Annotated in this window: 24 protein-coding genes; 19 read left to right on the top strand and 5 right to left on the bottom strand. The window is 73.2% G+C overall.

Translation table 11 applies throughout. The annotated features are described in order from the left end of the window. Positions 1–101: 101 nt before the first annotated feature. Positions 102–2,225 carry a primosomal protein N' gene (locus IH45_RS0107290; RefSeq protein ID WP_030663194.1) on the top strand — a complete coding sequence of 708 codons (2,124 nt, stop codon included), beginning with the start codon at positions 102–104 and terminating at the stop codon, positions 2,223–2,225. 137 nt (positions 2,226–2,362) lie between these two features. On the opposite strand, the gene IH45_RS0107285 is transcribed toward IH45_RS0107290, so the two are convergent. Then, a complete protein-coding gene (locus tag IH45_RS0107285; RefSeq protein WP_030663179.1) occupies positions 2,363–2,905 on the bottom strand; it encodes a hypothetical protein in 543 nt (180 codons plus the stop codon). Between the two features lie 245 nt (positions 2,906–3,150). Here IH45_RS0107285 and fmt point away from each other — a divergent pair, with 245 nt between their 5' ends. From fmt to IH45_RS0107235, 10 genes are all read left to right on the top strand, one after another. Continuing rightward, the gene (gene fmt / locus IH45_RS0107280) at positions 3,151–4,083 is read left to right on the top strand and encodes a methionyl-tRNA formyltransferase (RefSeq protein WP_030663176.1); all 933 of its coding nucleotides are present in this window, start codon (positions 3,151–3,153) and stop codon (positions 4,081–4,083) included. 197 nt (positions 4,084–4,280) lie between these two features. Then, complete coding sequence (locus tag IH45_RS0107275) at positions 4,281–5,711, top strand: RsmB/NOP family class I SAM-dependent RNA methyltransferase (protein ID WP_030663174.1); 1,431 nt, start codon at positions 4,281–4,283, stop codon at positions 5,709–5,711. A gap of 64 nt (positions 5,712–5,775) precedes the next feature. Then, positions 5,776–6,282: a hypothetical protein gene (locus tag IH45_RS0107270; protein ID WP_030663171.1), complete on the top strand. Its 507-nt coding sequence runs from the start codon at positions 5,776–5,778 to the stop codon at positions 6,280–6,282. Positions 6,283–6,340: 58 nt separating this feature from the next. Further along, entirely contained in the window at positions 6,341–7,024 is a 684-nt protein-coding gene (gene rpe, locus IH45_RS0107265; protein WP_030663168.1) for a ribulose-phosphate 3-epimerase, read from the top strand. Positions 7,025–7,268: 244 nt separating this feature from the next. Beyond that, the gene (locus tag IH45_RS0107260; protein ID WP_030663165.1) at positions 7,269–8,258 is read left to right on the top strand and encodes a sugar-binding transcriptional regulator; all 990 of its coding nucleotides are present in this window, start codon (positions 7,269–7,271) and stop codon (positions 8,256–8,258) included. A gap of 100 nt (positions 8,259–8,358) precedes the next feature. Continuing rightward, positions 8,359–8,802 (top strand): guanyl-specific ribonuclease, encoded by a 444-nt coding sequence (locus tag IH45_RS0107255; RefSeq protein WP_030663162.1) that lies wholly within the window; start codon positions 8,359–8,361, stop codon positions 8,800–8,802. Continuing rightward, positions 8,799–9,248, top strand: coding sequence for a barstar family protein (locus IH45_RS0107250; RefSeq protein ID WP_030663160.1), 450 nt, complete (start codon positions 8,799–8,801; stop codon positions 9,246–9,248). Before IH45_RS0107255 ends, IH45_RS0107250 begins: the two co-directional genes overlap by 4 nt. Continuing rightward, positions 9,245–9,676 carry a ribosomal maturation YjgA family protein gene (locus tag IH45_RS0107245; protein WP_032916930.1) on the top strand — a complete coding sequence of 144 codons (432 nt, stop codon included), beginning with the start codon at positions 9,245–9,247 and terminating at the stop codon, positions 9,674–9,676. Before IH45_RS0107250 ends, IH45_RS0107245 begins: the two co-directional genes overlap by 4 nt. 108 nt (positions 9,677–9,784) lie before the next feature. Next, on the top strand, positions 9,785–11,125 hold the full coding sequence (locus IH45_RS0107240) for a hemolysin family protein (protein WP_030663154.1): 1,341 nt from the start codon (positions 9,785–9,787) through the stop codon (positions 11,123–11,125). Between the two features lie 25 nt (positions 11,126–11,150). After that, positions 11,151–12,203, top strand: a complete 1,053-nt coding sequence (locus IH45_RS0107235; RefSeq protein WP_030663140.1) for a hemolysin family protein — start codon at positions 11,151–11,153, stop codon at positions 12,201–12,203. A gap of 45 nt (positions 12,204–12,248) precedes the next feature. Here IH45_RS0107235 and IH45_RS0107230 read toward each other — a convergent pair whose 3' ends face one another. Continuing rightward, entirely contained in the window at positions 12,249–13,388 is a 1,140-nt protein-coding gene (locus tag IH45_RS0107230; protein WP_050514604.1) for a PP2C family protein-serine/threonine phosphatase, read from the bottom strand. Between the two features lie 485 nt (positions 13,389–13,873). Between IH45_RS0107230 and IH45_RS0107225 the strand changes: the two genes are divergently transcribed. The 4 genes from IH45_RS0107225 to IH45_RS0107210 all read left to right on the top strand — a co-directional run bounded on the left by IH45_RS0107225 (position 13,874) and on the right by IH45_RS0107210 (position 18,203). Continuing rightward, on the top strand, positions 13,874–15,313 hold the full coding sequence (locus IH45_RS0107225) for a GuaB1 family IMP dehydrogenase-related protein (protein WP_030663136.1): 1,440 nt from the start codon (positions 13,874–13,876) through the stop codon (positions 15,311–15,313). 366 nt (positions 15,314–15,679) lie between these two features. Continuing rightward, entirely contained in the window at positions 15,680–17,155 is a 1,476-nt protein-coding gene (locus tag IH45_RS0107220) for an amino acid permease (RefSeq protein WP_030663135.1), read from the top strand. Between the two features lie 19 nt (positions 17,156–17,174). Next, a complete protein-coding gene (locus tag IH45_RS0107215) occupies positions 17,175–17,624 on the top strand; it encodes an Lrp/AsnC family transcriptional regulator (protein ID WP_003982694.1) in 450 nt (149 codons plus the stop codon). Between the two features lie 123 nt (positions 17,625–17,747). Further along, complete coding sequence (locus IH45_RS0107210) at positions 17,748–18,203, top strand: VOC family protein (protein ID WP_030663133.1); 456 nt, start codon at positions 17,748–17,750, stop codon at positions 18,201–18,203. A gap of 27 nt (positions 18,204–18,230) precedes the next feature. Here IH45_RS0107210 and IH45_RS0107205 read toward each other — a convergent pair whose 3' ends face one another. Both IH45_RS0107205 and IH45_RS0107200 read right to left on the bottom strand, forming a co-directional pair. Continuing rightward, positions 18,231–19,241 (bottom strand): YdcF family protein, encoded by a 1,011-nt coding sequence (locus IH45_RS0107205; RefSeq protein WP_030663131.1) that lies wholly within the window; start codon positions 19,239–19,241, stop codon positions 18,231–18,233. A gap of 92 nt (positions 19,242–19,333) precedes the next feature. After that, on the bottom strand, positions 19,334–19,975 hold the full coding sequence (locus IH45_RS0107200) for a hypothetical protein (RefSeq protein WP_050514603.1): 642 nt from the start codon (positions 19,973–19,975) through the stop codon (positions 19,334–19,336). A 435-nt stretch (positions 19,976–20,410) separates the two neighbouring features. Between IH45_RS0107200 and IH45_RS0107195 the strand changes: the two genes are divergently transcribed. Together IH45_RS0107195 and IH45_RS0107190 are read left to right on the top strand one after the other, a co-directional pair. Continuing rightward, positions 20,411–21,208, top strand: a complete 798-nt coding sequence (locus tag IH45_RS0107195; protein ID WP_030663128.1) for a carbon-nitrogen hydrolase family protein — start codon at positions 20,411–20,413, stop codon at positions 21,206–21,208. Positions 21,209–21,322: 114 nt separating this feature from the next. After that, the gene (locus tag IH45_RS0107190) at positions 21,323–23,008 is read left to right on the top strand and encodes a flavin monoamine oxidase family protein (protein WP_030663126.1); all 1,686 of its coding nucleotides are present in this window, start codon (positions 21,323–21,325) and stop codon (positions 23,006–23,008) included. 34 nt (positions 23,009–23,042) lie between these two features. On the opposite strand, the gene IH45_RS0107185 is transcribed toward IH45_RS0107190, so the two are convergent. After that, the gene (locus IH45_RS0107185; RefSeq protein WP_267885130.1) at positions 23,043–23,795 is read right to left on the bottom strand and encodes a DUF5995 family protein; all 753 of its coding nucleotides are present in this window, start codon (positions 23,793–23,795) and stop codon (positions 23,043–23,045) included. Between the two features lie 219 nt (positions 23,796–24,014). On the opposite strand from IH45_RS0107185, the gene IH45_RS0107180 reads away from it, so the two are divergent. Continuing rightward, a complete protein-coding gene (locus tag IH45_RS0107180) occupies positions 24,015–24,467 on the top strand; it encodes a phospholipase (RefSeq protein WP_030663121.1) in 453 nt (150 codons plus the stop codon). Positions 24,468–24,619: 152 nt separating this feature from the next. Then, complete coding sequence (locus IH45_RS0107175) at positions 24,620–25,399, top strand: MerR family transcriptional regulator (protein ID WP_030663120.1); 780 nt, start codon at positions 24,620–24,622, stop codon at positions 25,397–25,399. Positions 25,400–25,472: the final 73 nt, after the last annotated feature.

Here is a 25,472-nt window from a genome sequence, read left to right as displayed (position 1 = left end):
CCACCTGGGAGCGAATCGGATGGGGCGACGGCTGTCGAGACCACCGGACGGTCCCCCCGGCCCCGGCTGCACTGTCACCCCCATCTGCTAAACCTGACCCCGTGACCAGGAAAGACGATGACCACAGCGCGGGCGGGGAGCAGCTTGCGCTGATTCGGGAGGCGGTGCGGGGGCGGCAGGGGGAGCGGGCGCGGCCGCGGACCTGGCGGGGGGCCGAGTTGGCGGAGGGGTTGCCGGTGGCTCGGGTGCTGGTGGACAAGGGGCTGGTGCACCTGGACCGGTATTTCGATTACGCGGTGCCGGCCGCCATGGATGCGGAGGCGCAGCCCGGGGTGCGGGTGCGGGTGCGGTTCGGGGCCGGGGAGAAGGGGGGCCGGCGGGAAGGGGGGAAGCTGGTCAACGGGTTCGTGGTGGAGCGGGTGGCGGAGAGCGAGTTCCGTGGGGTGCTCGCGCCGATCGCGCAGGTGCTGTCGCCCGAGCGGGTGCTGACGCCGGAGTTGCTGGGGCTGTGCCGGGCCGTCGCCGACCGGTATGCGGGCACGCTCGCGGATGTGGTGCAGCTGGCGGTGCCGCCGCGGCGGGCGAAGGTGGAGGGGAAGGATTCCGGGGCCCCGTTGCCGCCGAATGGGATGCCCGGGGCCGGGAGTTGGGGGAGGTACGGGGCGGGTCCCGGCTTCTTGGAGGCGTTGGGGCGGGGGGAGTCGCCGCGGGCCGTGTGGACGGCGTTGCCGGGGCCGCACTGGCCGCAGGAGCTGGCGCGGGCGATGGCCGCCGCGATGGCGTCCGGGCGCGGAGCGCTGGCCGTCCTGCCGGACGGGCGGGCCGCCGCGCGGGTGGACGCGGCGCTGGGGGAGCTGGTCGGGTCCGGGCGGCATGTGGTGCTGAGTGCCGACGCCGGGCCCGAGGAGCGGTACCGGCGGTGGCTGGCGGTCAGCCGCGGCGCGGTACGGGCGGTGATCGGGACGCGGGCGGCGATGTTCGCGCCGGTGCGGGATCTGGGGCTGGCGGTCATCTGGGATGACGGGGACGGCAGTCACAGTGATCCGCACGCGCCGCAGCCTCACGCGCGGGAAGTGCTGTTGCAGCGGTCGGTGACCGAGCGGGCCGGGTTCCTGCTGGGCGGGCTGAGCTGCACGGTCGAGGCGGCGCAGCTGGTGGAGACGGGCTGGGCGCGTCCGCTGACGGCCGACCGTGAGCAGGTGCGGGCCGCGGCGCCGCTGGTCCGTACGGTCGGTGACGCCGACGAGGCCCGGGACGCGGCGGCGCGGGCCGCGCGGCTGCCGACGCTGGCGTGGCAGGTGGTGCGCGAGGGGCTCAAGCACGGGCCGGTGCTGGTGCAGGTGCCGCGGCGGGGTTACGTCCCCCGCCTGGCGTGTGAGCGCTGCCGGGAGCCCGCGCGGTGCCGGGCGTGCGCGGGGCCGCTGGAGGCGCGCGACGCGGGCGAGCTGCGGTGCGGCTGGTGCGGGCGCGAGGAGGCCGACTGGCGCTGCGGGGAGTGCGGGGGGACGCGGCTGCGGGCCCGGATCGTGGGTGCGCGGCGGACGGCGGAGGAACTGGGGCGGGCGTTTCCGGCCGTACCGGTGCGGACGTCGGGGCGTGATCATGTGCTGGACACGGTGCCGGGCGTACCGTCCCTGGTGGTGAGTACGCCGGGCGCGGAGCCGGTCGCCGAGGGCGGGTATGCCGCTGCGCTGCTGCTGGACGGGTGGGCACTGCTGAGCCGGCCCGATCTGCGGGCGGGAGAGGAGGCGTTGCGGCGCTGGCTCCAGGCTGCCGCGCTGGTACGGGGGCACGCCGAGGGCGGCACGGTCGCCGTCATTGCGGAGGCGACGCTGCGCCCCGTACAGGCGCTGGTGCGGTGGGACCCGGTCGGGCACGCGGTGCGCGAGCTGGCGGAACGCGCCGAGCTGGGTTTTCCGCCGGTGTCCCGGATGGCGTCGGTGACGGGCCGTCCCGAGGACGTGGCGGAGATGCTGGCCGCGGCCGGGCTCCCGGAGGGCGCCGAGGTGCTGGGGCCCGTACCCGTACCGCCGCCCGACGCGGGGCGCCCGCGCCGGCCGGGGGACCCGCCGCCCGGGGAGGAATGGGACCGGGCACTGGTACGGGTCCGCCCCGGCCAGGGCGCCGCGCTGGCGGCGGCCCTCAAGACGGCGCAGGCGGCGCGGCTGGTCAAGCGGGAGGGGGAGGCGGTGCGGGTACGGGTGGATCCGCCGGACCTTGGGTGAGAGGACCGGCCGGCCCAGGGAAGACGCCGGGTCTCGGATGGGAAGACCGGCCCAGGGGAAAGCCCGCCGGGAGCCGTCCTGGGGGGAAGAGAAAGGAGCCGCCCCGGGGGAGGGGCCGGGGCGGGGTGTGGGGGCGGTCAGCCGTTGCGGGGGCCGGGGAAGGCGCCGGGGCGGGCTTCTTCGCGGGACGGGACCGGGGACTGGCCCGGGAGCGTACGGGCGGCGGGCACCGACGGCGCGCTCGGCAGACCGGGGGAGACGGCCAGGCTGCGGGCGCCGGACGGCTCGGCCGTACGGACGCCCTCGCCGTTCTCGGCGCCGGGCTGGGTGGCGGAGCGGCGGGCGCCGTAACGGCGGTGCACTGCCTGTTTCGTGACACCGAGGGCCGATCCCACCGCATCCCAGGAGAAGCCCAGCGAACGGTCGAAGTCCACCGCCGCCGTGACGAGGGTTTCGACGCTGTCGCGCAGTTCCTGGGCGAGACGTACGGTCGGGGCGGGGGCGCGCCCGTAGACGACGAAGCCCGCGGACGGGCCGGTGCGCCGCGGCCGGTAGACGTTGCCGAGCTGAGCGGTCAGGGTGCGCAGGGCGTCCACCTGCCGGCGGACCCGCTCGATGTCCCGTACCAGTAGGTGCAGGCTGGCGCGCGCCTGGGCGTCGTGGGTTGCGTGGTCGGCCATGAACAAGCCTCTCGAACCGGCGTTGGATGTGCATAGGAACGTGACAAGCAGGTAAACGAGCGGGCCGCGAGGGCGGCCCGGCTCGGTCAATGCTGCTTGACCAACGCAACAGCAGCGGCTCTGGTCACGGTATGGGGGCGTACGGGCTCCAATGTGGGGCGCGCGTCTGTTCGCGCGCCCCCTCGAAGGGGTGGCCCATAGACTGGTGCGCCGTTCCGCAGCGTGTGAGAGGTAGTACGCCACCCATGAGGCTCGTCTTCGCCGGCACCCCCGAGGTCGCCGTACCCGCCCTGGATGCCCTGATCGCCTCGGACCGGCACGAGGTCGTCGCCGTCGTCACCCGGCCCGACGCCCCCGCCGGCCGCGGCCGGCGGCTGGTCGCCAGCCCGGTCGCCGAGCGCGCCGAGGAGGCCGGCATCGAGGTGCTCAAGCCCGCCAAGCCGCGCGACGAGGACTTCCTCGCCCGGCTGCGGGAGATCGCGCCGGACTGCTGCCCGGTCGTCGCCTACGGGGCGCTGCTGCCCAAGTCGGCCCTGGACATTCCCGCGCACGGCTGGGTCAACCTGCACTTCTCGCTGCTGCCGGCGTGGCGCGGCGCGGCGCCGGTGCAGCACGCGGTGCTGGCCGGTGACGAGATGACCGGCGCCTCCACGTTCCAGATCGAGGAAGGGCTGGACTCCGGGCCGGTGTTCGGGGTGATCACGGAGGAGGTACGGCCGACCGACACCAGCGGTGACCTGCTCACCCGGCTGGCCCTCGCCGGGGCGGGGCTGCTGGCCGCCACCATGGACGGCATCGAGGACGGCACGCTGCGGCCGGTGCCGCAGCCGGGCGAGGGCGTCACCCTCGCGCCGAAACTGGAGGTCGAGGACGCGAAGGTGGACTGGACGGCGCCCGCCCTCCGGGTGGACCGGGTCGTGCGCGGGTGCGCCCCCGCGCCCGGCGCGTGGACGCTGTTCCGCGGCGAGCGGCTGAAGCTGATGTCGGTGGGTCTGGTGGCCGACCGTACGGACCTGGCGCCGGGCGAACTCGCCGTCACCAAGAAGGCCGTGTACGCCGGTACGGGCAGCCACGCGGTGGAACTGCTGTGGGTGCAGCCGCAGGGCAAGAAGCCGATGCGCGGCGCGGACTGGGCACGCGGGGTACGGATCGGAGACGGGGAGCGGCTCGGGGACTGAGGGCGGCGGGGACCGGCTCGGCCGGGAACTGACCGGGGGCCGGCCCGGCCGGGAACTGACGGGCTCGGGGACCGCGCGCCCGGTCGGCGAACGGCGCGGCCGGTCAAGGCCCCGGCAGCCGCCGCGGCCCCCCGTCCCGCCCGCCGCGTAGGCTGGGAACCGAACCTCTTCCCGTACAGCAGCGGAGCACATTTCCCGTGAGTGGCCAGTCGCGTCGTCCCAGCAAGCCCTATCGCCGCCCCAAGAAGGACCCGGTCCGGATACTCGCCTTCGAGGCGCTGCGGGCCGTCGACGAGCGGGACGCGTACGCGAACCTGGTGCTGCCGCCGATGCTCCGCAAGGCGCGGGAGAACGGGGACTTCGACGGGCGGGACGCGGCGCTGGCCACCGAGCTGGTGTACGGCACGCTGCGGTGGCAGGGCACATACGACGCGATCATCGCGCGGTGCGTGGACCGGCCGCTGCGCGAGGTGGACCCGCCGGTCCTGGACGTGCTCGCGCTCGGCGCGCACCAGCTCCTCGGCACCCGCATCCCGACGCACGCCGCGGTGAGCGCCAGCGTCGAGCTGGCCCGCGTCGTGCTGGGCGACGGGCGCGCGAAGTTCGTCAACGCCGTGCTGCGGAAGATCGCCGCGGATGACCTGGACGGGTGGCTGGAGCGGGTCGCGCCGGAGTACGACGAGGACCCCGAGGAGCACCTGGGGATCGTGCACGCGCACCCCCGGTGGGTCGTCTCGGCGCTCTGGGACTCCCTCGGCGGCGGACGCGCGGGCGTCGAGGACCTGCTGGCGGCCGACAACGAGCGGCCCGAGGTCACCCTCGTGGCCCGGCCCGGGCGGTCCACCCCCGAGGAACTGATCGAGGCCGTGGGGGAGGAGAGCGCCCTGCCGGGCCGCTGGTCCCCGTACGCGGTACGGCTCGCCGAGGGCGGCGAGCCCGGCGCCCTGGACGCGGTACGCGAAGGCCGGGCCGGCGTCCAGGATGAGGGCAGCCAGCTCGTCGCGGCGGCCCTGGCCAACGCGCCCCTCGAAGGCACCGACCGCGCCTGGCTCGACGGCTGCGCCGGGCCGGGCGGCAAGGCCGCACTGCTGGGCGCGCTCGCCGCGCAGCGCGGCGCCCGGCTGCTCGCCTCCGAGAAGCAGCCGCACCGCGCCCGCCTGGTGGCCCGTTCGCTGGCGGGCAACCCCGGCCCGTACGAGGTCATCGCGGCCGACGGCACCCGCCCGCCGTGGCGCCCCGGCTCCTTCGACCGCGTCCTGATGGACGTCCCGTGCACCGGCCTCGGCGCCCTCCGGCGTCGCCCGGAGGCCCGCTGGCGCCGCCGCCCGGAGGACCTGGACGGCTTCGCCCCGCTCCAGCGCGAACTGCTCCGCCAGGCCCTGCTCTCGGTCCGCGTCGGCGGCGTGGTCGGCTACGCCACCTGCTCTCCGCACCTGGCCGAGACACGCGCCGTGGTGGAAGACGTCCTCAAGGCACGGGGCAGCACGGACGCGACCGCGGAGTGGATCGACGCCCGCCCGCTGCTGCCGGGGGTGCCCGCCCTGGGCGATGGTCCGGATGTGCAGCTGTGGCCGCATTTGCACGGTACGGACGCGATGTATCTGGCGTTGTTGCGGCGGACGGCGTAGGCGGTTGGAAACAGTGGGGGGAGCCCGCCCGGCCGAGGGAGCCTGCGCGGATGGCGAGCCGCGGATGACGGTGGATACCGCCCTCAGCGCGCTGCGATGCCTGGCGGCCGACCGGAGTTGCGAGGACGACGGCCTCTTCGGCTGGTACGGCGGCGATCGGGCCGAGATCGTCCAAGCGGCGCTGGACGCCCTTCTCGCGGGCGTCGACTCGCCGTCCCTCGCCCTCCTGGCCGGGCTCGGACGCAATGAACTGGATGAGGTTGCCGAGCTGTTCGACGGTGTGCTGACGGAGCTGGAACTGGTTCCGCTGACCCCCGATAACGTGGCGGCGGCTCGCTGGGAGACGGCGCGATGGTGGGCCGGGCGGATCGTCCGCGGGGACCTGGACGCGGTGGACGGCGCCCGTCTGATCTGGGAGCGCGCCGCGTGCGAACTCGGGCATCCGCGTGAGCTGGCCTGCTTCGGGAGCGTTCTGCGGGAGCTGTGGGACGAGGAGGACGGTTCCGTCCCCGTGAGCCGGGAGCAGCGGGACCGCCTCGTCGCGGCGGCCCGCCGACTGGCCATGAGCTGAGGCCACCGTGCGCCCGACCCGCTTCGGCTTGTCGGGCGGGGCAGGACATACTGGAGACATGGCCTTGATCAACCCCAGCATCCTGTCCGCAGACTTCGCCCGGCTCGCCGAGGAGGCGAAGGCCGTCGAGGGCGCCGACTGGCTGCATGTCGATGTGATGGACAACCACTTCGTGCCGAATCTGACGCTGGGTGCTCCGGTCGTCGAGGCGCTGAGCAAGGCGACGGACACTCCGCTCGATCTGCATCTGATGATCGAGGACCCGGACCGGTGGGCGCCGCAGTACATCGAGGCGGGGGCCGGGTCGGTGACCTTTCACGCGGAGGCGGCGGCCGCGCCCGTGCGGCTGGCGCGGGAGATCCGGGCCAAGGGGGCGCGGGCCTCGATGGCGTTGAAGCCGGCCACGCCGATCGAGCCGTACGAGGATCTGCTGCCCGAGCTGGACATGCTGCTGATCATGACCGTGGAGCCGGGCTTCGGCGGGCAGGCGTTCCTGGACATCATGCTGCCGAAGATCCGCCGGACCCGGGAGCTGATCTCCAAGCACGGTCTGGAGATGTGGCTCCAGGTGGACGGCGGTGTCTCGGCGTCCACGATCGAGCGGTGCGCGGAGGCCGGCGCGGATGTCTTCGTGGCGGGTTCGGCGGTGTACGGCGCGGACGACCCGGCCAAGGCGGTGCGCGAGCTGCGCGCGCAGGCCGAGTCCGCGACGGCCGCGGCCGGCTGGGCCTGCGCCCACTGACGTGGCCCGTTGACGCAGGGCGCCCGCGGACCGGCCGCGGGCGCCGGCGCCGCACGTGGTGTGCCCGGGTCGCGCGCACGGACCCGCACGCCGGTGTTTCTTGGTGTCACCGCCACCGAGCGTTCACGAGGACCAGGGCGGTGATGGTCCCCGACCACCTCGGGTTTCTGCAAGGATGAGCAAAGACTCGATCAGGTGCGCACAAGGGGAGAATCTCGTGGTTGCCAGCCGCCCACAGTCCGCAATGGGCCCCGCCGAGCTGGTGCAGGCCGCGGCCATGGCCCGCCGCTTCTACCTAGAGGGCAAGTCCAAGATCCAGATCGCCGAGGAGTTCGGCGTCAGCCGCTTCAAGGTCGCCCGGGTGCTGGAAACGGCGCTGGAGCGGGACCTCGTACGGATCGAGATCCGCGTCCCGGCGGAGCTGGACGCCGAACGGTCCGACGCGCTGCGGGCCCGCTACGGCCTGCGGCACGCGGTCGTGGTGGAGTCGCCGGCGGATGCCGCCGACGACGCCCCGGACCCGGAGAACCTCGGCGAGGTCGCGGCCGATCTGCTGGGGGAGCTGGTGACCGAGGGGGACGTCCTCGGTCTCGCCTGGGGCCGCTCGACCATCCACATGGCGGCCGCGCTGCACCGCCTCCCGCCGTGCACGGTCGTGCAGCTGACCGGCGTGTACGACGCGGGCACCGCGGACCGCGGCTCGGTCGAGGCGGTGCGCCGGGCCGCCGACGTCTCCGGCGGTGAGGCGCACCCCATCTACGCGCCGATGCTGCTGCCCGACTCGGCGACCGCCGCCGCGCTGCGCGGCCAGACCGGCATCGCCCGCGCGTTCGAGTACTTCGACAAGGTCACTGTCGCCTGCGTGTCCATCGGCTCCTGGGCGCCGGGCATCTCGACGGTCTACGACATGCTCTCGGAGGAGGAGCGCGAGCACTATGCCTCGCTGGGCGCCGCCGCCGAGATGTCCGCGCACCTCTTCGACGCCGAGGGCCGCCGGATCGGGCGGGACCTGGGCGAGCGGTGCATCACCGTCGAGGCGGACCGGCTGCGCCGTATCCCCGAGGTCGTGGCCATCGCGGGCGGCCGGCGCAAGGCGGCGGCGATCGGCGCGGTGCTCCGGTCCGGGCTGGTGACCAGCCTGGTGACCGACACGGCCGCCGCCGATCATCTGCTGCTGGAGACCGGTCCGGGCCCGCGCCCGGCGCTGGAGCGGGCGGACCCGGACGGGGCGTGAGCCCCGCCGGCGGCCGCCATGCGATCTTGCAAGGTCGCGCAGGTGATCTTGTGCGGACGCGGACGGGCACCCCGTGCCGCCCTGTGACAGCATTCGGCGCATGGTGATCCGTTCCGCTCCCCGTGCGGCCGCCGGCGTGCTCGCCGCGCTGCTGGCCTGCGTTCTGCTGTTGGTGTCCGGCTGCTCCAAAGGCGGCGGACAGGGGAGCGCGAAGCCCACGCACGGGGCGCCCTCGGCGGGCGCCACCGCGCCGGACTGGGCCCGGGGAATGGCGACCGTACCGGCCGGGCGGCTGCCGGTGCAGGCCCGCGAGACGCTGCGGCTGATCGACGCGCACGGCCCGTACCCGTACCCGAAGGACGGCACGGTCTTCGGCAACCACGAGCGGCAGCTGCCCCGGCAGAAGCGGGGCTACTACCACGAGTACACGGTCCCCACCCCGGGTTCGAAGGACCGCGGCGCGCGCCGGATCGTCACCGGCGACAGCCACGAGACGTACTACACCGACGACCACTACCGGACCTTCAAGGCGGTGCTCCGATGACGGCTCCCGTGCCCCGGCCGCTCGCGGCGGTGCTCGACGGCGGAACGCCCCCCGGGGTGGTGCCCTGGCCGCACGACCGGCCCGCGCGGGAAGCGCTGGAAGCGGCGCGCGCGGCCGGGTGGGAGGGTGCTCTGCTCGACCTCGAAGGGGTCATGGACAAGGCGGAGTTCATGGACCGCAGCGCCCGCGCGCTGCGGCTGCCCGACTGGTTCGGCCGCAACTGGGACGCGCTCGCGGACTGCCTGACCGACCTTTCGTGGTGCCCGGCCGACCGCGGCCGGGTGCTGGTGGTGTGCGGCTGGCAGGGCTACGCGGCTGCCGCGCCGGACGACTGGAGCATCGCTGAGGAGATCATCGCCGACGCGGTGGGCTTCTGGCGCGATACGGACACCGGGCTGGTCGTCGTGATGGCGCGGGGCCGGGAGCCGGGGACGCCGGCAAAGTGACGTACGGGGGAGCGCAGCGGTACGGGGCGGCGCGTACGCGCCTGGTGGCGGGCGCGGCGGCGCTGCTGACCGTCGCCGCGGGGCTCGGCGTGCGGGCCGGGGCGGCTCGCGCCGGACTGGGGCCGGAGGTCGCCAAGTACGCGGGGGACGCGCTGTACACCGTGCTCGTGCAGACGCTGGTGGTGCTGGCCGCGCCGCGCGTCCGGCCGCCGGTCGCGGCCGGTGTGGCCCTGGCTGTCAGCTGGGCGGTGGAGTTCGCGCAGCTCAGCGACGTACCGGCGGAGCTGTCCCGGCGCAGCGCGGTGGCGCGTCTGGTGCTCGGCTCGACGTTCAACGCGCCGGATCTGTTCTGGTACGCGGTGGGCGCCGCGTGCGCCTGGGCGGTGCACGGGTGGCTGCGGGGGCGGAGCCGTACGGCCGCGGCCTGAACCGGTACGGGCGCACCCGCCACGACCCGGACCCGCTGTCCGGCCCGCCACCGCCCGATGTTTCACCCGTCCCCCGCCGGGCACCGAGGTGCGGCGGGAGGTGACGCGGTGGCCGAGGTGCTGCTCCTACTGGTGGCGTTGGCGCTCACGCTGGCCTGTGCCGTGTTCGTGGCGGCGGAGTTCTCGCTGACGACGGTGGAACGCAGCGCGGCGGAGCGCGCGGCGGAGGCGGGGGAGCGGGGCGCCGAGGGGGTGCTGGACGCGGTGCGCGCGCTCGCGTTCCAGCTGTCCGGCGCCCAACTGGGCATCACCGTGACCTCGCTGGTCATCGGCATGCTCGCGGAACCGTCGCTGGCGGCGCTGCTGCGCGGTCCGCTCGCGGCGGCCGGGCTGCCGGGCACGGTGGCACCCGGCGTTGCGTCGGCGCTCGGGGTGGGTGTGTCCACGGTGGTGCTGATGGTCGTCGGCGAACTGGTGCCCAAGAACTGGGCGATCTCCCGGCCGCTGGCCGTGGCCCGGCTGGTGGCCGGCCCGCTGCGCGCCTTCAGTGCCGTCTTCGCGCCGTTCATCCGCCACCTGAACCGGTCCGCCAACCGGATCGTCCGGCGCTTCGGACTGGAGCCCGCCGAGGAGTTGGCGTCCTCCCGCAGCCCGGCCGAACTGGTCGCGCTGGCCCGCTACTCGGCACAGGAGGGTGCTCTGCCGGCCGACTCCGCGGAACTGTTCGTACGGACCCTGCACCTGGGCGAACTGACGGCCCAGAACGTCATGACGCCGCGCGTCGACGTCCGCGCCCTGGAAGCGCGGGCCACCGCCGCCGACGCGGCCACGCTGACCCTGGCCACCGGCCTGTCCCGCTTCCCCGTGTACCGGGGCGGCCTGGACGAGATCATCGGCACCGTCCACGTCCGCGACGTCCTCGCCCTCGACCCCGCGGAGCGGACCGCCACCACCGTCGCGGAGCTGGCCACCGACCCCCTGCTGGTGCCGGAGTCGCTGCCCGTCGACCGGCTGCTGGACCGGCTGCGCACCGTCCGGACGATGGCCGTGGTGATCGACGAGTACGGCGGTACGGCAGGGATCGTCACCCTGGAGGACATCGTCGAGGAGATGGTCGGCGACGTACGGGACGAGCACGACCCGGTCGAGGGCCCGGACCTGCTGCGGACCGGGGCGCGGACCTGGGAGGCGGACGGCGGGGTGCGTCTGGACGGGCTGGCCGGGATCGGCCTGGAGGTCCCCGCAGGGCCGTACGAGACGCTGGCCGGGCTGCTCGCGACCCGGCTGGGGCGGATTCCGGAGCCCGGCGACGAGGTGCGCGCCGGGGGCTGGCGGCTGACGGTGCTGGACGTACGCAGGCACCGGGCCGAGCGGGTACGCCTGACCGCGCCCCCCGGCGCGTCCTCACCGGCGGCCCGGGCCGACGACGGCGGGAGGGAACGGTCATGACCGACGACGGCGAAAGGGAACGGCCATGACCGCCGTACAGTTGGCCGTCGCCGCGCTGACCCTGGTCAGCAACGCCTTCTTCGTCGGCGGCGAATTCGCGATGATCTCCGTACGGCGCAGCCAGATCGAGCCGCGCGCCAAGGGCGGGGACCGGCGGGCCGAGCGGGTGCTGTGGGGCCTGGAACACCTCTCCGAAATGCTCGCGACCGCCCAACTGGGCGTCACCGCCTCCTCGTTGGTCCTCGGCGCGATGGCCGAACCCGCCATCGCGCACCTCGCCGAGCCGGTCTTCACGGCGGTGCACGTCCCGCACGGACTCGTGCACCCGGTCGCGTTCGTCCTGGCGCTGGCCCTGGCCACGTACCTGCACATGCTGGTCGGGGAGATGGTCCCCAAGAACATCGCGCTGGCCGCGCCGGAGCGCTCCGCGCTGCTGCTGGGGCCGCCGCTGGTGGCCCTCACCCGCGCGCTGCGCCCCGTCGTCGTGAGCATCAACGCCCTCGCCAACGCGCTGCTGCGGCTCGTGCGGATCGAGCCGCGGAACGAGGTCGCCGCCGCCTTCACGGACGAGGAACTCGCCCGTATCGTCCAGGACTCCCGGCACGCCGGGCTGCTCTCGGACACCGGCGGCGAACGGCTGCGGGACGCCCTGGAACTGGGACAGCGGCCGGTCGGCGACCTGCTCGTCCCGCTGCCGGACATGGTCACCGTCGATCAGCACGTGACCCCGGACGAGCTGGAATGGACCGCGGCGCGCGCCGGGTTCTCCCGGCTCCCGGTCACCGGACCGGCCGGTACGGTCCTCGGCTACCTGCACATCAAGGACACCCTCGGCGTCATCGAGCGCGACCGGCCGTTCCCCCGGGAGGCGCTGCGCCCCGTGCCTTGGGTGCACCGCGAAACCCCGCTGGACGACACCCTGACCACGATGCGGGCGGCCGGCACCCAGCTGGCCGCGGTGGGCGGCGAGCAGGGTGTGGTGCTCGGCTTCGTCACCATGACGGACGTGCTGGGCGAGTTGGTGGGCCCGCCCGCCCCGGACCGGGCCCGGGGTGCGGCCCAAGGAGCGGAACGGTAAGCGGATAGAGGGAGGGCCGGGGAGCGGGGCTGTCGCTGCCGGGCGTCAGTCGGACACCGCGGCCGAGGACGAGGGGCAGGCCGGTTCGCGGGGCTCGCCGGGCCGCTCGGCGCTGGTGGCCGTGACGGCGGGCGGGGTGTGGGCGTGGTGCTGACGGGGCAGGCTCGGCTCCAGCTCGACCAGGACGAGGGCGACATCGTCGTCCTGGGCGCCGTGGGTGTGCCGGCACATCGTCGACAGCACCGCCTCGATCGCGTCGTTGAGATCGGGCAGCGAGCAGGCCGGCAGCAGGCCGGCCAGATCGATCATCGTGCCGTCGGGGTCCCGGGCCTCGGCGAGTCCGTCGGTGTAGAGCAGCAGGCGGTCGCCGGGGGACAGCTCCACCTCCTGGACGCGGGGCATCGGATACAGCCCGATCGGCGTGGTCGGCTCGGCCGGGGTGAGCAATACGGGCGGGCCGGTGGCGGGCAGGTGCAGGGGCGGGTGGTGACCGCAGTTGACCAGCCGCAGCCGGCCCGGGGATATCTCGGCGATCACGGCGGTGATGAAGTCCTCCGGGCCGAGGTCGTCGATCAGCCGCCGGTCCACCTCCTCGACCACCTCGGCGAGGTTGCTGCGGGTGTAGGCGCAGTCGCGGAAGTGCCCTATGGCCGCCGCGGACAGGCGCACCGCCTCCAGGCCCTTGCCGCGTACGTCGCCGATCAGCACCCGCAGGCCGCTCGGGGTGTCGGCGAAGGCGTACAGATCGCCGCCGATGACGGCGCGCGGCGCGGCGGAGCGATAGCGGGCGCACACCGACGCGCCGCTGACCCGGAACGAGGTCGGCCGCAGGATCGCGCGCTGCGCGGCGGCCGCGACCCCGGCGAGCTGGCTGTCCATCGCGGCCTGCCGGTCGGAGGCCCAGGTCGCGTAGGCCGCCGCGGCGGCGAGCACGGTCAGGGACAGCAGCTGGTCGGGGCGGCTCAGGGTGTGTTCGCGAGCGGCGATGGCCACCCCCAGGAGCAGGGCGGCGAACGAGACCGCGGCCGTGCACGCCCCTTCGAGTCTGGTGGCGGCGACCAGCGGGCCGATCATCAGCAGCCCGGCCAGGCTGACGTCCGGCCCCAGCGCCAGGTCCCCGGCCGCGACGGCGGCCCCGGCCAGGGCCGTGAGCAGCAGCAGGGCGCCCTGTCGGACTTCGCGCATGTCCTCCCCTTCCCCCACGGCCGAGGCGGGCCCGCCCTGACCGGCCGGGCGCCACCGCGTGGCGCGGTTACTGTACGTATTCATTTGCGAAGTGATCGCCCAGGCTCCCGTCGGCCCGGCGGCCCCTGCGGATCGACACCCGAAGCGGCCTGTACACGGTTCTACCCACCTGCTGGCCAGGGAGAACCTATAGATCTGTCATATGGTCGCATCGGCGTCGAACCGCAGGTGACCGGCTGTCCGAACCAGGGAAGACCGGCGAAGTCCGCTACGTAGAGTAACGAAACTGCGGTGGGTGAGAGTTCCCGTCGGGGGCTTCGATGCCGCTCCGGCGGAGACGGGCGGGCGGGGCGGTGGGAACACCGGTTCGCCCCGAGCCGCATTCATCAGGGATGATGTCCTAGGAGCCGCTGCCTGGCCGGTGCCGGTCCGTTGGCTGACTCCCCACCCGCCCGAGCAGTGAATCCGCAGGTGAGAGAGCCAGTATGAAGTTTCTGAACGATGCCAAGCCGCCGTACGACCTGACGTACGACGATGTGTTCATGGTGCCGGGCCGCTCCGCGGTCGGCTCCCGCCAGGGTGTGGACCTGGCCTCGCCGGACGGCACCGGCACGACCATCCCGCTGGTGGTCGCCAACATGACCGCCATCGCCGGGCGCCGGATGGCCGAGACCGTGGCCCGCCGCGGCGGCCTGGTCGTCATCCCGCAGGACATCCCGATCGAGGTCGTCACCGACGTCGTCGGCTGGGTCAAGCGCCGTCACCTGGTCCTGGACACGCCGATCGTGCTGTCCCCGGTCTCCACCGTCGCGGACGCCCTGGCGCTGCTGCCCAAGCGGGCGCACGGCGCCGGGATCGTCGTCGAGGGCGGCCGCCCGGTCGGCATCGTCACCGAGCACGACCTGACCGGCGTGGACCGCTTCACGCAGGTCTCCGAGGTCATGTCCAAGGACCTGCTGGTGCTGGACGCGGACATCGACCCGCGCGAGGCGTTCAACCGGCTCGACGCCGCCAACCGCAAGCTGGCCCCCGCGGTCGACGCGGACGGCATGCTGGCGGGCATCCTGACCCGCAAGGGCGCCCTGCGCGCGACGCTGTACAAGCCCGCCACGGACGCCGACGGCAAGCTGCGCATCGCCGCCGCCGTGGGCATCAACGGCGATGTGGCCGGCAAGGCCAAGGCCCTGCTGGCGGCCGGTGTGGACACGCTCGTGGTGGACACCGCGCACGGCCACCAGGAGTCGATGATCAGCGCGGTCAAGGCCGTGCGCGCGCTGGACCCGCAGGTGCCGATCGTGGCGGGCAACATCGTCGCCGCCGCGGGCGTGCGCGACCTCATCGAGGCCGGCGCGGACATCATCAAGGTCGGTGTGGGCCCGGGTGCCATGTGCACCACCCGCATGATGACCGGTGTGGGCCGCCCGCAGTTCTCGGCCGTCCTGGAGTGCGCCGCCGAGGCGAAGAAGTACGGCAAGCACGTCTGGGCGGACGGCGGCGTGCGCCACCCGCGCGACGTGGCGATGGCGCTGGCCGCCGGCGCCTCCAACGTCATGATCGGCTCCTGGTTCGCCGGTACGTACGAGTCGCCCGGCGACCTCCAGCACACCGCCGACGGCCGCCCGTACAAGGAGAGCTTCGGCATGGCCTCGGCGCGTGCGGTCCGCAACCGTACGAGTGAGGAATCGGCGTACGACCGGGCGCGCAAGGGCCTCTTCGAGGAGGGCATCTCCACCTCGAAGATGTTCGTCGACCCGGCCCGCCCCGGCGTCGAGGACCTGATCGACTCGGTCATCGCGGGCGTGCGCAGCTCCTGCACGTACGCGGGCGCGGCCTCCCTGGAGGAGTTCGCGGAGAAGGCCGTCGTCGGCGTGCAGAGCGCCGCGGGCTACGCGGAGGGCAAGCCGCTGCACGCCAGCTGGAGCTGATCCCCCGCCGCCCCCGAACCGGGGAACACGGCCGTCCGGCCCCGCACCGATCGCCTCGGTGCGGGGCCGGACGCGTTTGTGCGCCGTGATGTACGGGAACGTCCAACCGATGAGATTTGTCGTTTGTGTGCAACGAACGACCGCTCGCGGACCAGGTGCGCAACAAATGTTCACGGTTGCGCAAGGAACCTGCATTACGGCATCTCATGACCGCCCCGTACAGTCATGCGCTGTACGTGGAGTGGCGGGGACCGCCTGCTCGGCGGTCCCCCCTTCCTTGTCGCGGGTTGTTTCGTCGTACCCGCGCACGGGGACCGCTGTCGGTCGTCCGCCACCTTGACCGGCAGCGATGAAGGAGCCACCCCTGTGTTGGAGCACGGCGCAGCCCCGCCCACGGCGGGCAGCGACCCCCGGCCCCCCTCTCCCTCCGGGGGCCTCGGCACCCGTCTGATGCGGCGCAAGCCCGTCGAACGGCTGGTGGCCGAGGGCGGTCAGGGCGAGGGCGGCACCCTCCGCCGCTCGATGGGCATGTGGCAGCTGACCATGATCAGCATCGGTGCCACGCTGGGCACCGGCATCTTCGTCGTGCTGGGCGACGCGGTCCCCAAGGCCGGCCCGGCCGTGATCATCTCGTTCGTCATCGCCGGCGTCACCGCCCTGTTCTCCGCGCTGTCCTACGCGGAGCTGGCGGGCTCCATCCCGGTCTCCGGCTCGTCGTACTCCTACGCCTACGCGACCCTCGGCGAGCTGGTCGCCTGGGTCTGCGGCTGGTGCATGATCCTTGAGTACGGCGTCTCGGTCGCGGCCGTCGCGGTCGGCTGGGGCGAGTACCTCAACGAGTTCCTGTCCGGCACGATCGGCGTCACCCTCCCCGAGGCGCTGTCCGCGCCGCCCGGCAGCGGCGGGATCTTCAACCTCCCGGCGCTGATCGTCGTCATGCTGGCCATGGTCTTCCTGCTGGGCGGCGCCAAGGAGAGCGCCCGCGCCAACACGATCATGGTGGCCGTCAAGATCGTCGCACTGCTGCTGTTCTGCGGCGTCGCCGCCCAGGGCATCAGCTCCGGCAACTACGCCAACTTCATGCCGCTGGGCATCGCCGGCGTCAGCGGCGCCGGGGCCACGCTCTTCTTCTCGTACATCGGCTTCGACGCCGCCTCCACCGCGGGCGAGGAGGCCAAGAACCCGCAGCGGGACCTGCCGCGCGCGATCATGCTCTCGCTGATCATCGTCACCGCGCTGTACTGCCTGGTCGCCGCGGTGGCCGTGGGCGCCAAGCCCTGGAAGGGCTTCGAGGGCTCGGAGGCCGCGCTCGCCGGCATCATGAAGGAGGTCACCGGTCAGAGCTTCTGGGCCGTGCTGCTGGCCGCCGGCGCCGTCATCGCCATCGCCAGCGTCGTCCTGACGGTCCTCTACGGCCAGACCCGCGTCCTGTTCGCGATGTCCCGCGACGGCCTGGTGCCGAAGGTGTTCTCCAAGGTCCACCCGAAGACCGGCGTCCCGCGCGCCAACACCGTCATCGTCTCGCTGTTCTGCGGCATCCTGGCCGCCGCCGTCCCGCTCGGCCAGCTCACCGACGCCACCAGCATCGGCACGCTCTTCGCCTTCGCGCTGGTCAACATCGCGGTGATCGTGCTGCGCTTCACCAAGCCGGACATGCCGCGTTCCTTCCGCACGCCGCTGGCGCCGGTCTTCCCCGCGATCGGCTTCCTGCTGTGCCTGTACATGATGTTCAGCCTCGGCACGGTGACCTGGGTGGTCTTCGGTGTCTGGATGGCCGTCGGGCTCGTGGTCTACTTCGTCTACGGCATGCGCCGCTCCCGATTGGCCACCGCAGAGAAGTGATCCACCCGCAGTGCGACAGATGAACGAACTCGACCAGCGCATCGTCCACGCCCTGGCGGAGGACGCCCGACGCTCCTACGCCGACATCGGGGCGGAGGTCGGACTCTCCGCCCCGGCGGTCAAACGCCGGGTGGACCGGCTGCGGGCCGAGGGCGCCATCACCGGGTTCACCGTCCGGGTGGACCCGGCGGCGCTGGGCTGGGAGACCGAGGGGTTCATCGAGCTGTTCTGCCGCCGCAACACCTCGCCGGACGCCATCCACCGGGGTCTGGCGCGCTATCCGGAAGTGGCGTCCGCCTCCACCGTCACCGGTGAGGCGGACGCCATCGTCCAGGTCTTCGCCTCCGACATGCGCCACTTCGAACGGGTGCTGGAACGCATCGCGGGCGAGCCGTTCGTGGAACGCACCAAGTCGGTCCTGGTCCTGTCGCCGCTGCTGCGGCGGTTCAGCTCGGGGTCGCCGGGATGAAAGGGCGCCGGTTCCCGGAACCGGCGCCGACCGCCGGGGCCCGGCTCCTCGGCTCCCCGGGCCCGGTCGGCGGGCCGCAATATTCGATTGGGCCTGCGGGCCGCAATTCTCGATCATGGCGGCATGACCGCCTTCTACCATGTGTGCTTCGCCGTCCCGGACATCGAGCGGGCCATGCGGGACTTCAGCCGCGCCACCGGGACCGAGTGGCGCGAGCCGGTGTCCGACCGGATCGGCGAGTGGGACTTCCGCATCGTCTTCACCGGCGGCGGGCCGCCGTTCGTCGAACTCATCGAAGGTCCTCCGGGTAGCCCCTGGGACGCGTCCGGGGGCGCGAGATTCGACCACATCGGGTTCTGGACCGGCGATGTGGAAACCGGTTCGCGGCGGCTGGCCGAGCAGGGCGTGCCCGTCGACTTCTCCGGCTGTCCCTACGGGCGGCCGTTCGCCTATCACCGTATGGACAGCATCGGAGCACGCGTCGAGCTCGTCGACGTGAGCCGGCAGCCCGCATTCCTCGACCGGTGGCACCCGGGCGGCGCCCCGATGCCCGCCCTCGACGAGACGTCCGGCGACTGATCCTGTACGCGGGCCCCCGCCGCGGCCTCAGCCCCGACCGCTCCACCACGCCAGCACCCCGCCCAGCACGAGCAGGGCGCAGATGCCCAGGTTGACGAGCTTGTAGGAGAGGAAGACCGCGGCGAATTCACGGATGGTGGCGCTCGGCCAGAAGTAGGCGGCGGTGGGGGCGCCGACGACCTGGCCGTTGATGCCGGCGTGGCGGGCCAGGATCGCGGCGCGCAGGACGTGGTAGTTGTTCGTGACGATCACGCAGCGGTGGTCCGGCACCGTCCGCTCCATGATCGCCTTGCTGTACGCCAGGTTTTCCTCCGTCGTGCGGGACTGCTCCTCGCACAGGATGCGGTCCGCCGGGAAGCCGCGTTCGATCAGGTAGTCCGCCATCGCCCGGGACTCCGGGAGCTGCTCGTCCGGCCCCTGTCCGCCGGAGGTGAGCAGCAGCGGCGGGTTGCCGCGCCGCGCCTGGCGCTCGTAGACCGCGCGGGCCCGCTCCAGCCGGTTGGCCAGCAGCGGCGGTACGCGCGTGCCGCCGATCAGCCCGGAGCCCAGCACCACCACGAAGTCCGCGTTGCGGCGCACCCGTAGGCGCCCGTAGAGGAACGCGTAGCCGACGAAGCACAGGAAGAGGAAGGAGATGTAGCCGAGGACGAGCAGGGTCGTGGCGGAGACCACGATCAGGGTGCGCGATCCGGTGCCGGCGGCCGTGATCAGCAGGGCGACCACCGCGAAGATCCCCAGTCCGGCCAGCAGCGACAGCAGGTTCGCCAGGCTGCGGCCTTCCTTGCGGACCATTTTCACGCCGTTGAGGATCAGGAAGACGCCGAGGACGAGGACGCCGACGGTGGGCAGCAGCAGGATGAGCGCGGCGGCCGCCACGGCCACCGCCGTATGCGTCCGGTGCAGTTGTATGAGCAGGGCCGGGATCAGGAACACGACGGTCAGGCCCAGATGGACGGCGTTGCTGAAGCGGCGCCGGTCGCGCAGCACACCGACGAGGAACAGGACGAAGAAGAGAGCCGGCAGGGCGTACGCGAGCATGGCGACATCGTAAGCGGGGCGATCATGGGCCTGTCCGGCACCGCCCGCGGCGGGCACCGGCCGGCCTGCCCGGCGCCCGCCGCGGGACGCGGTCAGCCCACCGGCACGTCCCACGGGACGACCGTGAAGTCCCCGCGCTCGACCGTCTCGAACGGCGCCGAACTGACGCACTTGGGCAAGTCCTTGGTGGCCGTCGGGTCGTTGGTGGACGCCCAGCTGTATCCGAGCCGGTCGGCCCGGCCCGGCCCCATGTCGTGGACGGAGAAGCCGACCCGCTTGCCCTTGAGGTTGGGGACGTCGGTCGCGGTGACGATGCCGCTGGCGACCGCGACCTTGCCACCGGTCACCAGGCAGTCGATACGGCCCTTCGCCCAGCCGCTCGTCGCCGTGCTGCGGTGCTGGAACGCGAAGGTGCCCCGGGCCTTGTCGGGCATCTCGCCCTGGCGGAAGCGCGCGTCGAAGGAGAAGCGGACGTCGTCGCCGCCGGCGCGGCGGAGCTTCGCGGACCCGGTCAGCCGCGGGTCGCCGGGCTGGTGGGTGGCGCTCTGCGCGGTGGTGGCGCGCGGCACCGGGTGCGCCGCGTCGGGCGGGGGCACGGCGAGCGCGGAGCCGCCCGCCCCCGCGGCCAGCAGGACGGCCGCCGAGACTGCGGCGATACGGAGGTATCTGCGGGCGGTGGTGTGCCTCCTCGCGCGGGTGGTGTGCGTACTGGGGTCGCGGTCGAAACGGCGCATGGCGGATCTTCCCCCGGCAGGGTCGTGAGCGTTCACCCGGCTTTTCCGGGCGCCTCACACGATGCCGCCCGGCTGCGCGTGCCACATCGCACCCGGGAGCGACCCCGGCTCCGCCGCGCGGCGGGCCGCCGTACGACCACAGGTGGACGGGGGAGCGGTCGGCGTTCCGCTACGGCCGCGCGGGACCGGCCGCACCCGCCGGAATCCGGGGTGCGGCACATTCCCGTACCGGCCGCACAAGCCGGGCGCAACGAATCGCCGTACCAGCCGTACAACACGCAACGAAACAGCCATCGGCACGCAATGGTGACGCCTTGTACGGGTGGTTCGGCGGACCGTACCGTCTAGGCGTCCCGCCGATCTCCGGGCCACGGCCGCACCGCCACGGTGCCGGGCCGGCCGCCGATCGTCCGTACGTGTCCTTTGAGGGGTCCCATGTCGTCGCTGCGCACCGCCCTGCTCCAGAGTTCGGGACGGCCCGGCGACGTCGCGCACAACCTGCGGGCCGTCGAGGACGCCGCGCGCGAGGCGGCGGCGGGCGGCGCCGGGCTGCTGGTCTGCCCGGAGCTGTTCCTGACCGGCTACGCCATCGGCGCGGACCTGCACCACCTCGCCGAGCCCGCCGACGGCCCGGCCGCCCGTACGGTGGCCCGCGTAGCCGCCGAGCACGGCATCGCGGTGCTCTACGGCTACCCGGAGCGCGACGGCGCGACGGTCTACAACTCCGCTCAGCTGATCGGCCCCGACGGGCAGCCGGTCACCAACTACCGCAAGACCCACCTCTTCGGCTGTTTCGAGCGCGAGTGGTTCACGCCGGGGGACGAGCCGATCGTCCAGGCGGAGCTGGGCGGTCTGCGGATCGGCCTGATGATCTGCTACGACGTGGAGTTCCCGGAGAACGTCCGCGCCCACGCGCTGGCCGGCACCGACCTGCTGCTGGTGCCCACCGCCCAGCTGCACCCCTTCCAGTTCGTCGCCGAGTCGCTGATCCCGGTACGGGCCTTCGAGAGCCAGCTCTACATCGCCTACGTCAACCGGACCGGCCCGGAGGGCGAATTCGAGTTCGTCGGGCTGAGCTGCCTGGCCGGGCCGGACGGCACCGTGCGCGCCCGCGCCGGACGCGGCGAGGAACTGGTCTTCGCCGAGGTGGACGCCGGTCTCCTCAAGAGGTCGCGGGAGGACAACCCGTACCTCGCCGACCGGCGGCCCGGTCTCTACGGCTCGCTGACCTGACACCCCTGACACCGGCCTGACGCAACCCCCACAGCGGCGCCACCGCGCCGCCTGCACGCCTGCCCGCGCGCACCCACACCCCCCTGAAGTACCTGCCGCAAGGAGTCCGTACCGATGACCGTGCCCACCGCCGCCCAGCACGCGGACGCCCAGCCGCCCATCACCATGTTCGGGCCGGACTTCCCGTATGCGTACGACGACTTCCTCGCCCACCCGGCGGGCCTCGGCCAGGTGCCCGCGACCGAGCACGGCAAGGAGGTCGCCGTCATCGGCGGCGGCCTGTCCGGGATCATCACGGCCTACGAGCTGATGAAGATGGGCCTCAAGCCCGTCGTCTACGAGGCCGACCAGATAGGCGGCCGGCTGCGTACGGTCGGCTTCGAGGGCTGCGACCCCGGGCTGACCGCCGAGATGGGCGCGATGCGCTTCCCGCCGTCCTCCACGGCGCTCCAGCACTACATCGACCTCGTCGGCCTGAAGACCAAGCCGTTCCCCAACCCGCTCGCGCCCGACACCCCGTCGACCGTCGTCGACCTCAAGGGCGAGTCGCACTACGCGCGCACCGTCGAGGACCTGCCCGAGGTCTACCACCAGGTCATGGACGCCTGGAACGCCTGCCTGGAGGAGGGCGCGGACTTCTCCGACATGAACCGCGCCATCCGCGAGCGCGACGTGCCGCGCATCCGGGAGATCTGGTCGCGGCTGGTCGAGAAGCTCGACAACCAGACCTTCTACGGGTACCTCTGCGACTCCACCGCCTTCAAGTCCTTCCGGCACCGCGAGATCTTCGGCCAGGTCGGCTTCGGCACCGGCGGCTGGGACACCGACTTCCCCAACTCCATCCTGGAGATCCTGCGCGTCGTCTACACCGAGGCCGACGACCACCACCGCGGCATCGTCGGCGGCAGCCAGCAGCTGCCGCTGCGCCTGTGGGAGCGCGAGCCGGAGAAGCTCGTCCACTGGGCGCCGGGCACCTCGCTGTCCTCCCTGCACGACGGCGCGCCGCGCCCCGCGGTCACCCGGCTGCACCGTACGGCCGGCAACCGCATCACCGTCACCGACGCCGGCGGCGACATCCGTACGTACGAGGCGGCCGTGTTCACCGCGCAGTCCTGGATGCTGCTGTCGAAGATCGCCTGCGACGACGCGCTGTTCCCCATCGACCACTGGACGGCGATGGAGCGCACCCACTACATGGAGTCCTCCAAGCTGTTCGTCCCGGTCGACCGGCCGTTCTGGCTGGACAAGGACGAGGAGACCGGCCGGGACGTGATGAGCATGACGCTCACCGACCGGATGACCCGCGGCACCTACCTGCTGGACGACGGCCCCGACAAGCCGGCCGTCATCTGCCTCTCGTACACGTGGTGCGACGACAGCCTCAAGTGGCTGCCGCTGAACGCCAACGACCGTATGGAGGTCATGCTCAAGTCGCTCTCGGAGATCTATCCGAAGGTCGACATCAGGAAGCACATCATCGGCAACCCGGTGACCGTCTCCTGGGAGAACGAGCCGTACTTCATGGGCGCGTTCAAGGCCAACCTGCCGGGCCACTACCGCTACCAGCGGCGCCTGTTCACCCACTTCATGCAGGACCGGCTGCCCGAGGACAAGCGCGGCCTCTTCCTCGCGGGCGACGACATCTCCTGGACGGCCGGCTGGGCCGAGGGCGCCGTGCAGACCGCGCTGAACGCGGTGTGGGGCGTGATGACCCACTTCGGCGGCGCCACCGACGCGGCCAACCCGGGCCCCGGCGACCTGTACGACGAGATCGCGCCGGTCGAGCTGCCGGAGGACTGACGGAAAGCGGGTCCCGTACGGGACCCGCTTCTTCTCATCCCAGGGGCGTCAGCAGACAGCGGCCGACCAGACCCACACCCGAGTCGAGCCGTTCGGCGAACTCCTCGGCCGTCTCGGGCAGGCCGCGCAGGCTCCACAGCACCCGGGCCGCCGCCCAGGCGCCGTCCCGGGCCATCTCCAGGCTCCAGGAGCCGGCCAGGTGGGTGAGCGGGTCGGCGACGTCCAGCAGGTCGGGGCCGGGCATCAGGCTCTCCCGGATGCGCTCCTCCAGGCCCGTCAGCAGATCGCCGACACGGTCGAAGTCGGCGGCCAGCGCCCCCGGTTCGCACCCCAGGGCGCGGCAGGTGTCCACCACGGCCAGCGCCAGGTCGTGCCCGATGTGGGCGTTGATCCCGGCCAGCGCGAACTGCAGGGGCCGTACGCCCGGGTGGCGGCGCAGCTGGAACAGCGGACGCCAGCAGGCCGGTACGGTCAGGCCGGCGCCGGCCGCGTCCACCGCGGCGAGGTAGCGCCGGGCGAACACCGCGTCCAACTCGCCCGCCGCCGCGGGGTCCTGGAAGCCGTCCGTGCCGAGGCGCCGGGCGATCTCCTCCGTGACGGAGAGGTACACCCGGTTGAAGACCGCGATGCCGTCGGCGGGCGGAAGCGTCGCCTCCACCACGCGCATCCGCGCCAGGACCGCGGCCACGGAGGCCGGGGGAGCGGGGCCCCGCTCGGCGGCCGGGCCCGGCCGGGCCACGTCAGGGCACACTGCCGGGCCGCCCGGGGCCTGGTGAGTCGTCGTCATCCGCACAGCGTGACAGCCGGACACACACCGTAGAGGCGGCCCGGCGGCGGATGACCGGATCGGGGTAACCGGCGGCGTGCCCCCTTGTCCGCGCGCCACCCGGCCGCTGATCACTGTTCAACCAAAACCCCACCGAAGGTCGTCGGAACTGATTATTTTCAGCCTCCGAGGAGCGGCCCGATCCTGCCGAAGGGCCGCCGCGTCCCCGGAGGTTGAAGGATGTCCCGAAGACTCGCCGCCGCCCTGTCCGCCTCGGCCATGACCGTCACCGCGCTGGTGGCGGCCGCCGCCCCGGCCCAGGCCGTCCCCGCCGACAAGACCAAGGTGCTGGCCGGCTGGACGCAGACCGACGCCGGCAGCTACAGCGGCTGGCTCGCGGCCCGCGGCAACCAGGCGAAGTGGGCGGCGTACCAGTTCGACTGGAGCACCGACTACTGCTCCAAGTCGCCCGACAACCCCTTCGGCTTCCCCTTCGAGACCTCCTGCGCCCGCCACGACTTCGGCTACCGCAACTACAAGAAGGCCGGCACCTTCCCGGCGAACAAGGCGCGCCTGGACAGTGCGCTGTACGAGGACCTCAAGCGGGTCTGCGCCAAGTACAGCAACGCCAAGAAGACCTCGTGCAACGCGCTCGCGTGGACGTACTACGAGGCGGTCAAGAACCTCGGCTGACCCGGGGCCCCGGGCGGGCGCCCCGGGCTTCCGGGGCGCTGTGACCGGGCGCTCCAGCCGGGCCCCTCGGCTCTTGAGCCGGCCAGGCCGGGCATCAGAGGCGGCCGAGGGGCTTGACCTTGGAGCCGGGTCGAAGGTTTACCGTCGGCGGCATGGGCACCCTGCGGATTTCCCAGCTGGCCGAGCGCTGCGGCGTTCCGGCCACCACGCTGCGCTTCTACGAGAAGGCCGGACTGCTGGCGGCCGACCGCACTTCCGCCGGCTACCGGGTGTACGGCGAGGAGGCGATCGAACGCCTCGGCTTCATCGGAGCAGCCAAGCATCTGGGCCTGCCGCTGGCGGAGATCGGCGAGCTGCTGGCGGTCCGGGAGTCCGGGGCCTGCCGTGAGGTGAAGGCGGACCTGCGCCCGCGGATCGCCGCCCGGCTGGCCGAGGCGGAACAGCGCGCTGCCGAGCTGGCCGCATTCACCACCTCCTTGCATGCCGCCCTGGACCACCTGGACGCCCTGCCCGATCGCGCCGAGCGCTGCGACCCGCGATGCGGCTTCCCCGTCACCGCCCGGCCACCCGCCTTCTTCCGTCCGGTCGGGGACAGCCTCTCGACCGGACCGGAAGCCGCCGGGGAGGAACGGGAGCAGTGGCGCATCGCCCCGGTGGCCTGCTCCCTCACCGAGAACGCTATGGCGGACCGCGTCGGTCGATGGCGCGCTGCCGTCGCCGATGCCGTACGGGCGGACCTACCGGACGGGGTACGGCTGACGCTGCCCGCCGACCGCACGGCCATGATCGCCGGCCTCGCCGCGGCCGAGCAGCGGTGCTGTCCCTTCTTCGACTTCCGCTTCCACCTGGACGGCGCAGTCGTGCACCTGGAGGTCCGAGCGCCCGCCGACGGACGCGAGATGCTCCTCGAACTGTTCGCCGCCACCGTCTGACCCGGCCCCTCTGCTGTGCAGAAGGCCCCCCACCGCGCTTGTTGCCCGCTGCGTCGCCCCTGCTCGGCGTCGC

Origin of the sequence: Streptomyces rimosus subsp. rimosus (assembly GCF_000720725.1) — a bacterium.
Taxonomy (GTDB): domain Bacteria; phylum Actinomycetota; class Actinomycetes; order Streptomycetales; family Streptomycetaceae; genus Streptomyces; species Streptomyces rimosus_A.
The sequence above is the reverse complement of the archived record's forward strand: the minus strand, read 5'-3'. Positions and strand labels throughout refer to the sequence as shown.

What these genes read in the sequence shown, in the direction of transcription:
- IH45_RS0107285 (WP_030663179.1), bottom strand. Translation starts at nt 2,905, where the DNA reads ATGGCCGACCACGCAACCCACGACGCCCAGGCGCGCGCCAGCCTGCAC.
- fmt (WP_030663176.1), top strand. Translation starts at nt 3,151, where the DNA reads ATGAGGCTCGTCTTCGCCGGCACCCCCGAGGTCGCCGTACCCGCCCTG.
- IH45_RS0107270 (WP_030663171.1), top strand. Translation starts at nt 5,776, where the DNA reads ATGACGGTGGATACCGCCCTCAGCGCGCTGCGATGCCTGGCGGCCGAC.
- rpe (WP_030663168.1), top strand. Translation starts at nt 6,341, where the DNA reads ATGGCCTTGATCAACCCCAGCATCCTGTCCGCAGACTTCGCCCGGCTC.
- IH45_RS0107260 (WP_030663165.1), top strand. Translation starts at nt 7,269, where the DNA reads ATGGGCCCCGCCGAGCTGGTGCAGGCCGCGGCCATGGCCCGCCGCTTC.
- IH45_RS0107255 (WP_030663162.1), top strand. Translation starts at nt 8,359, where the DNA reads ATGGTGATCCGTTCCGCTCCCCGTGCGGCCGCCGGCGTGCTCGCCGCG.
- IH45_RS0107250 (WP_030663160.1), top strand. Translation starts at nt 8,799, where the DNA reads ATGACGGCTCCCGTGCCCCGGCCGCTCGCGGCGGTGCTCGACGGCGGA.
- IH45_RS0107235 (WP_030663140.1), top strand. Translation starts at nt 11,151, where the DNA reads ATGACCGCCGTACAGTTGGCCGTCGCCGCGCTGACCCTGGTCAGCAAC.
- IH45_RS0107230 (WP_050514604.1), bottom strand. Translation starts at nt 13,388, where the DNA reads ATGCGCGAAGTCCGACAGGGCGCCCTGCTGCTGCTCACGGCCCTGGCC.
- IH45_RS0107225 (WP_030663136.1), top strand. Translation starts at nt 13,874, where the DNA reads ATGAAGTTTCTGAACGATGCCAAGCCGCCGTACGACCTGACGTACGAC.
- IH45_RS0107215 (WP_003982694.1), top strand. Translation starts at nt 17,175, where the DNA reads ATGAACGAACTCGACCAGCGCATCGTCCACGCCCTGGCGGAGGACGCC.
- IH45_RS0107210 (WP_030663133.1), top strand. Translation starts at nt 17,748, where the DNA reads ATGACCGCCTTCTACCATGTGTGCTTCGCCGTCCCGGACATCGAGCGG.
- IH45_RS0107205 (WP_030663131.1), bottom strand. Translation starts at nt 19,241, where the DNA reads ATGCTCGCGTACGCCCTGCCGGCTCTCTTCTTCGTCCTGTTCCTCGTC.
- IH45_RS0107200 (WP_050514603.1), bottom strand. Translation starts at nt 19,975, where the DNA reads ATGCGCCGTTTCGACCGCGACCCCAGTACGCACACCACCCGCGCGAGG.
- IH45_RS0107195 (WP_030663128.1), top strand. Translation starts at nt 20,411, where the DNA reads ATGTCGTCGCTGCGCACCGCCCTGCTCCAGAGTTCGGGACGGCCCGGC.
- IH45_RS0107190 (WP_030663126.1), top strand. Translation starts at nt 21,323, where the DNA reads ATGACCGTGCCCACCGCCGCCCAGCACGCGGACGCCCAGCCGCCCATC.
- IH45_RS0107185 (WP_267885130.1), bottom strand. Translation starts at nt 23,795, where the DNA reads ATGACGACGACTCACCAGGCCCCGGGCGGCCCGGCAGTGTGCCCTGAC.
- IH45_RS0107180 (WP_030663121.1), top strand. Translation starts at nt 24,015, where the DNA reads ATGTCCCGAAGACTCGCCGCCGCCCTGTCCGCCTCGGCCATGACCGTC.
- IH45_RS0107175 (WP_030663120.1), top strand. Translation starts at nt 24,620, where the DNA reads ATGGGCACCCTGCGGATTTCCCAGCTGGCCGAGCGCTGCGGCGTTCCG.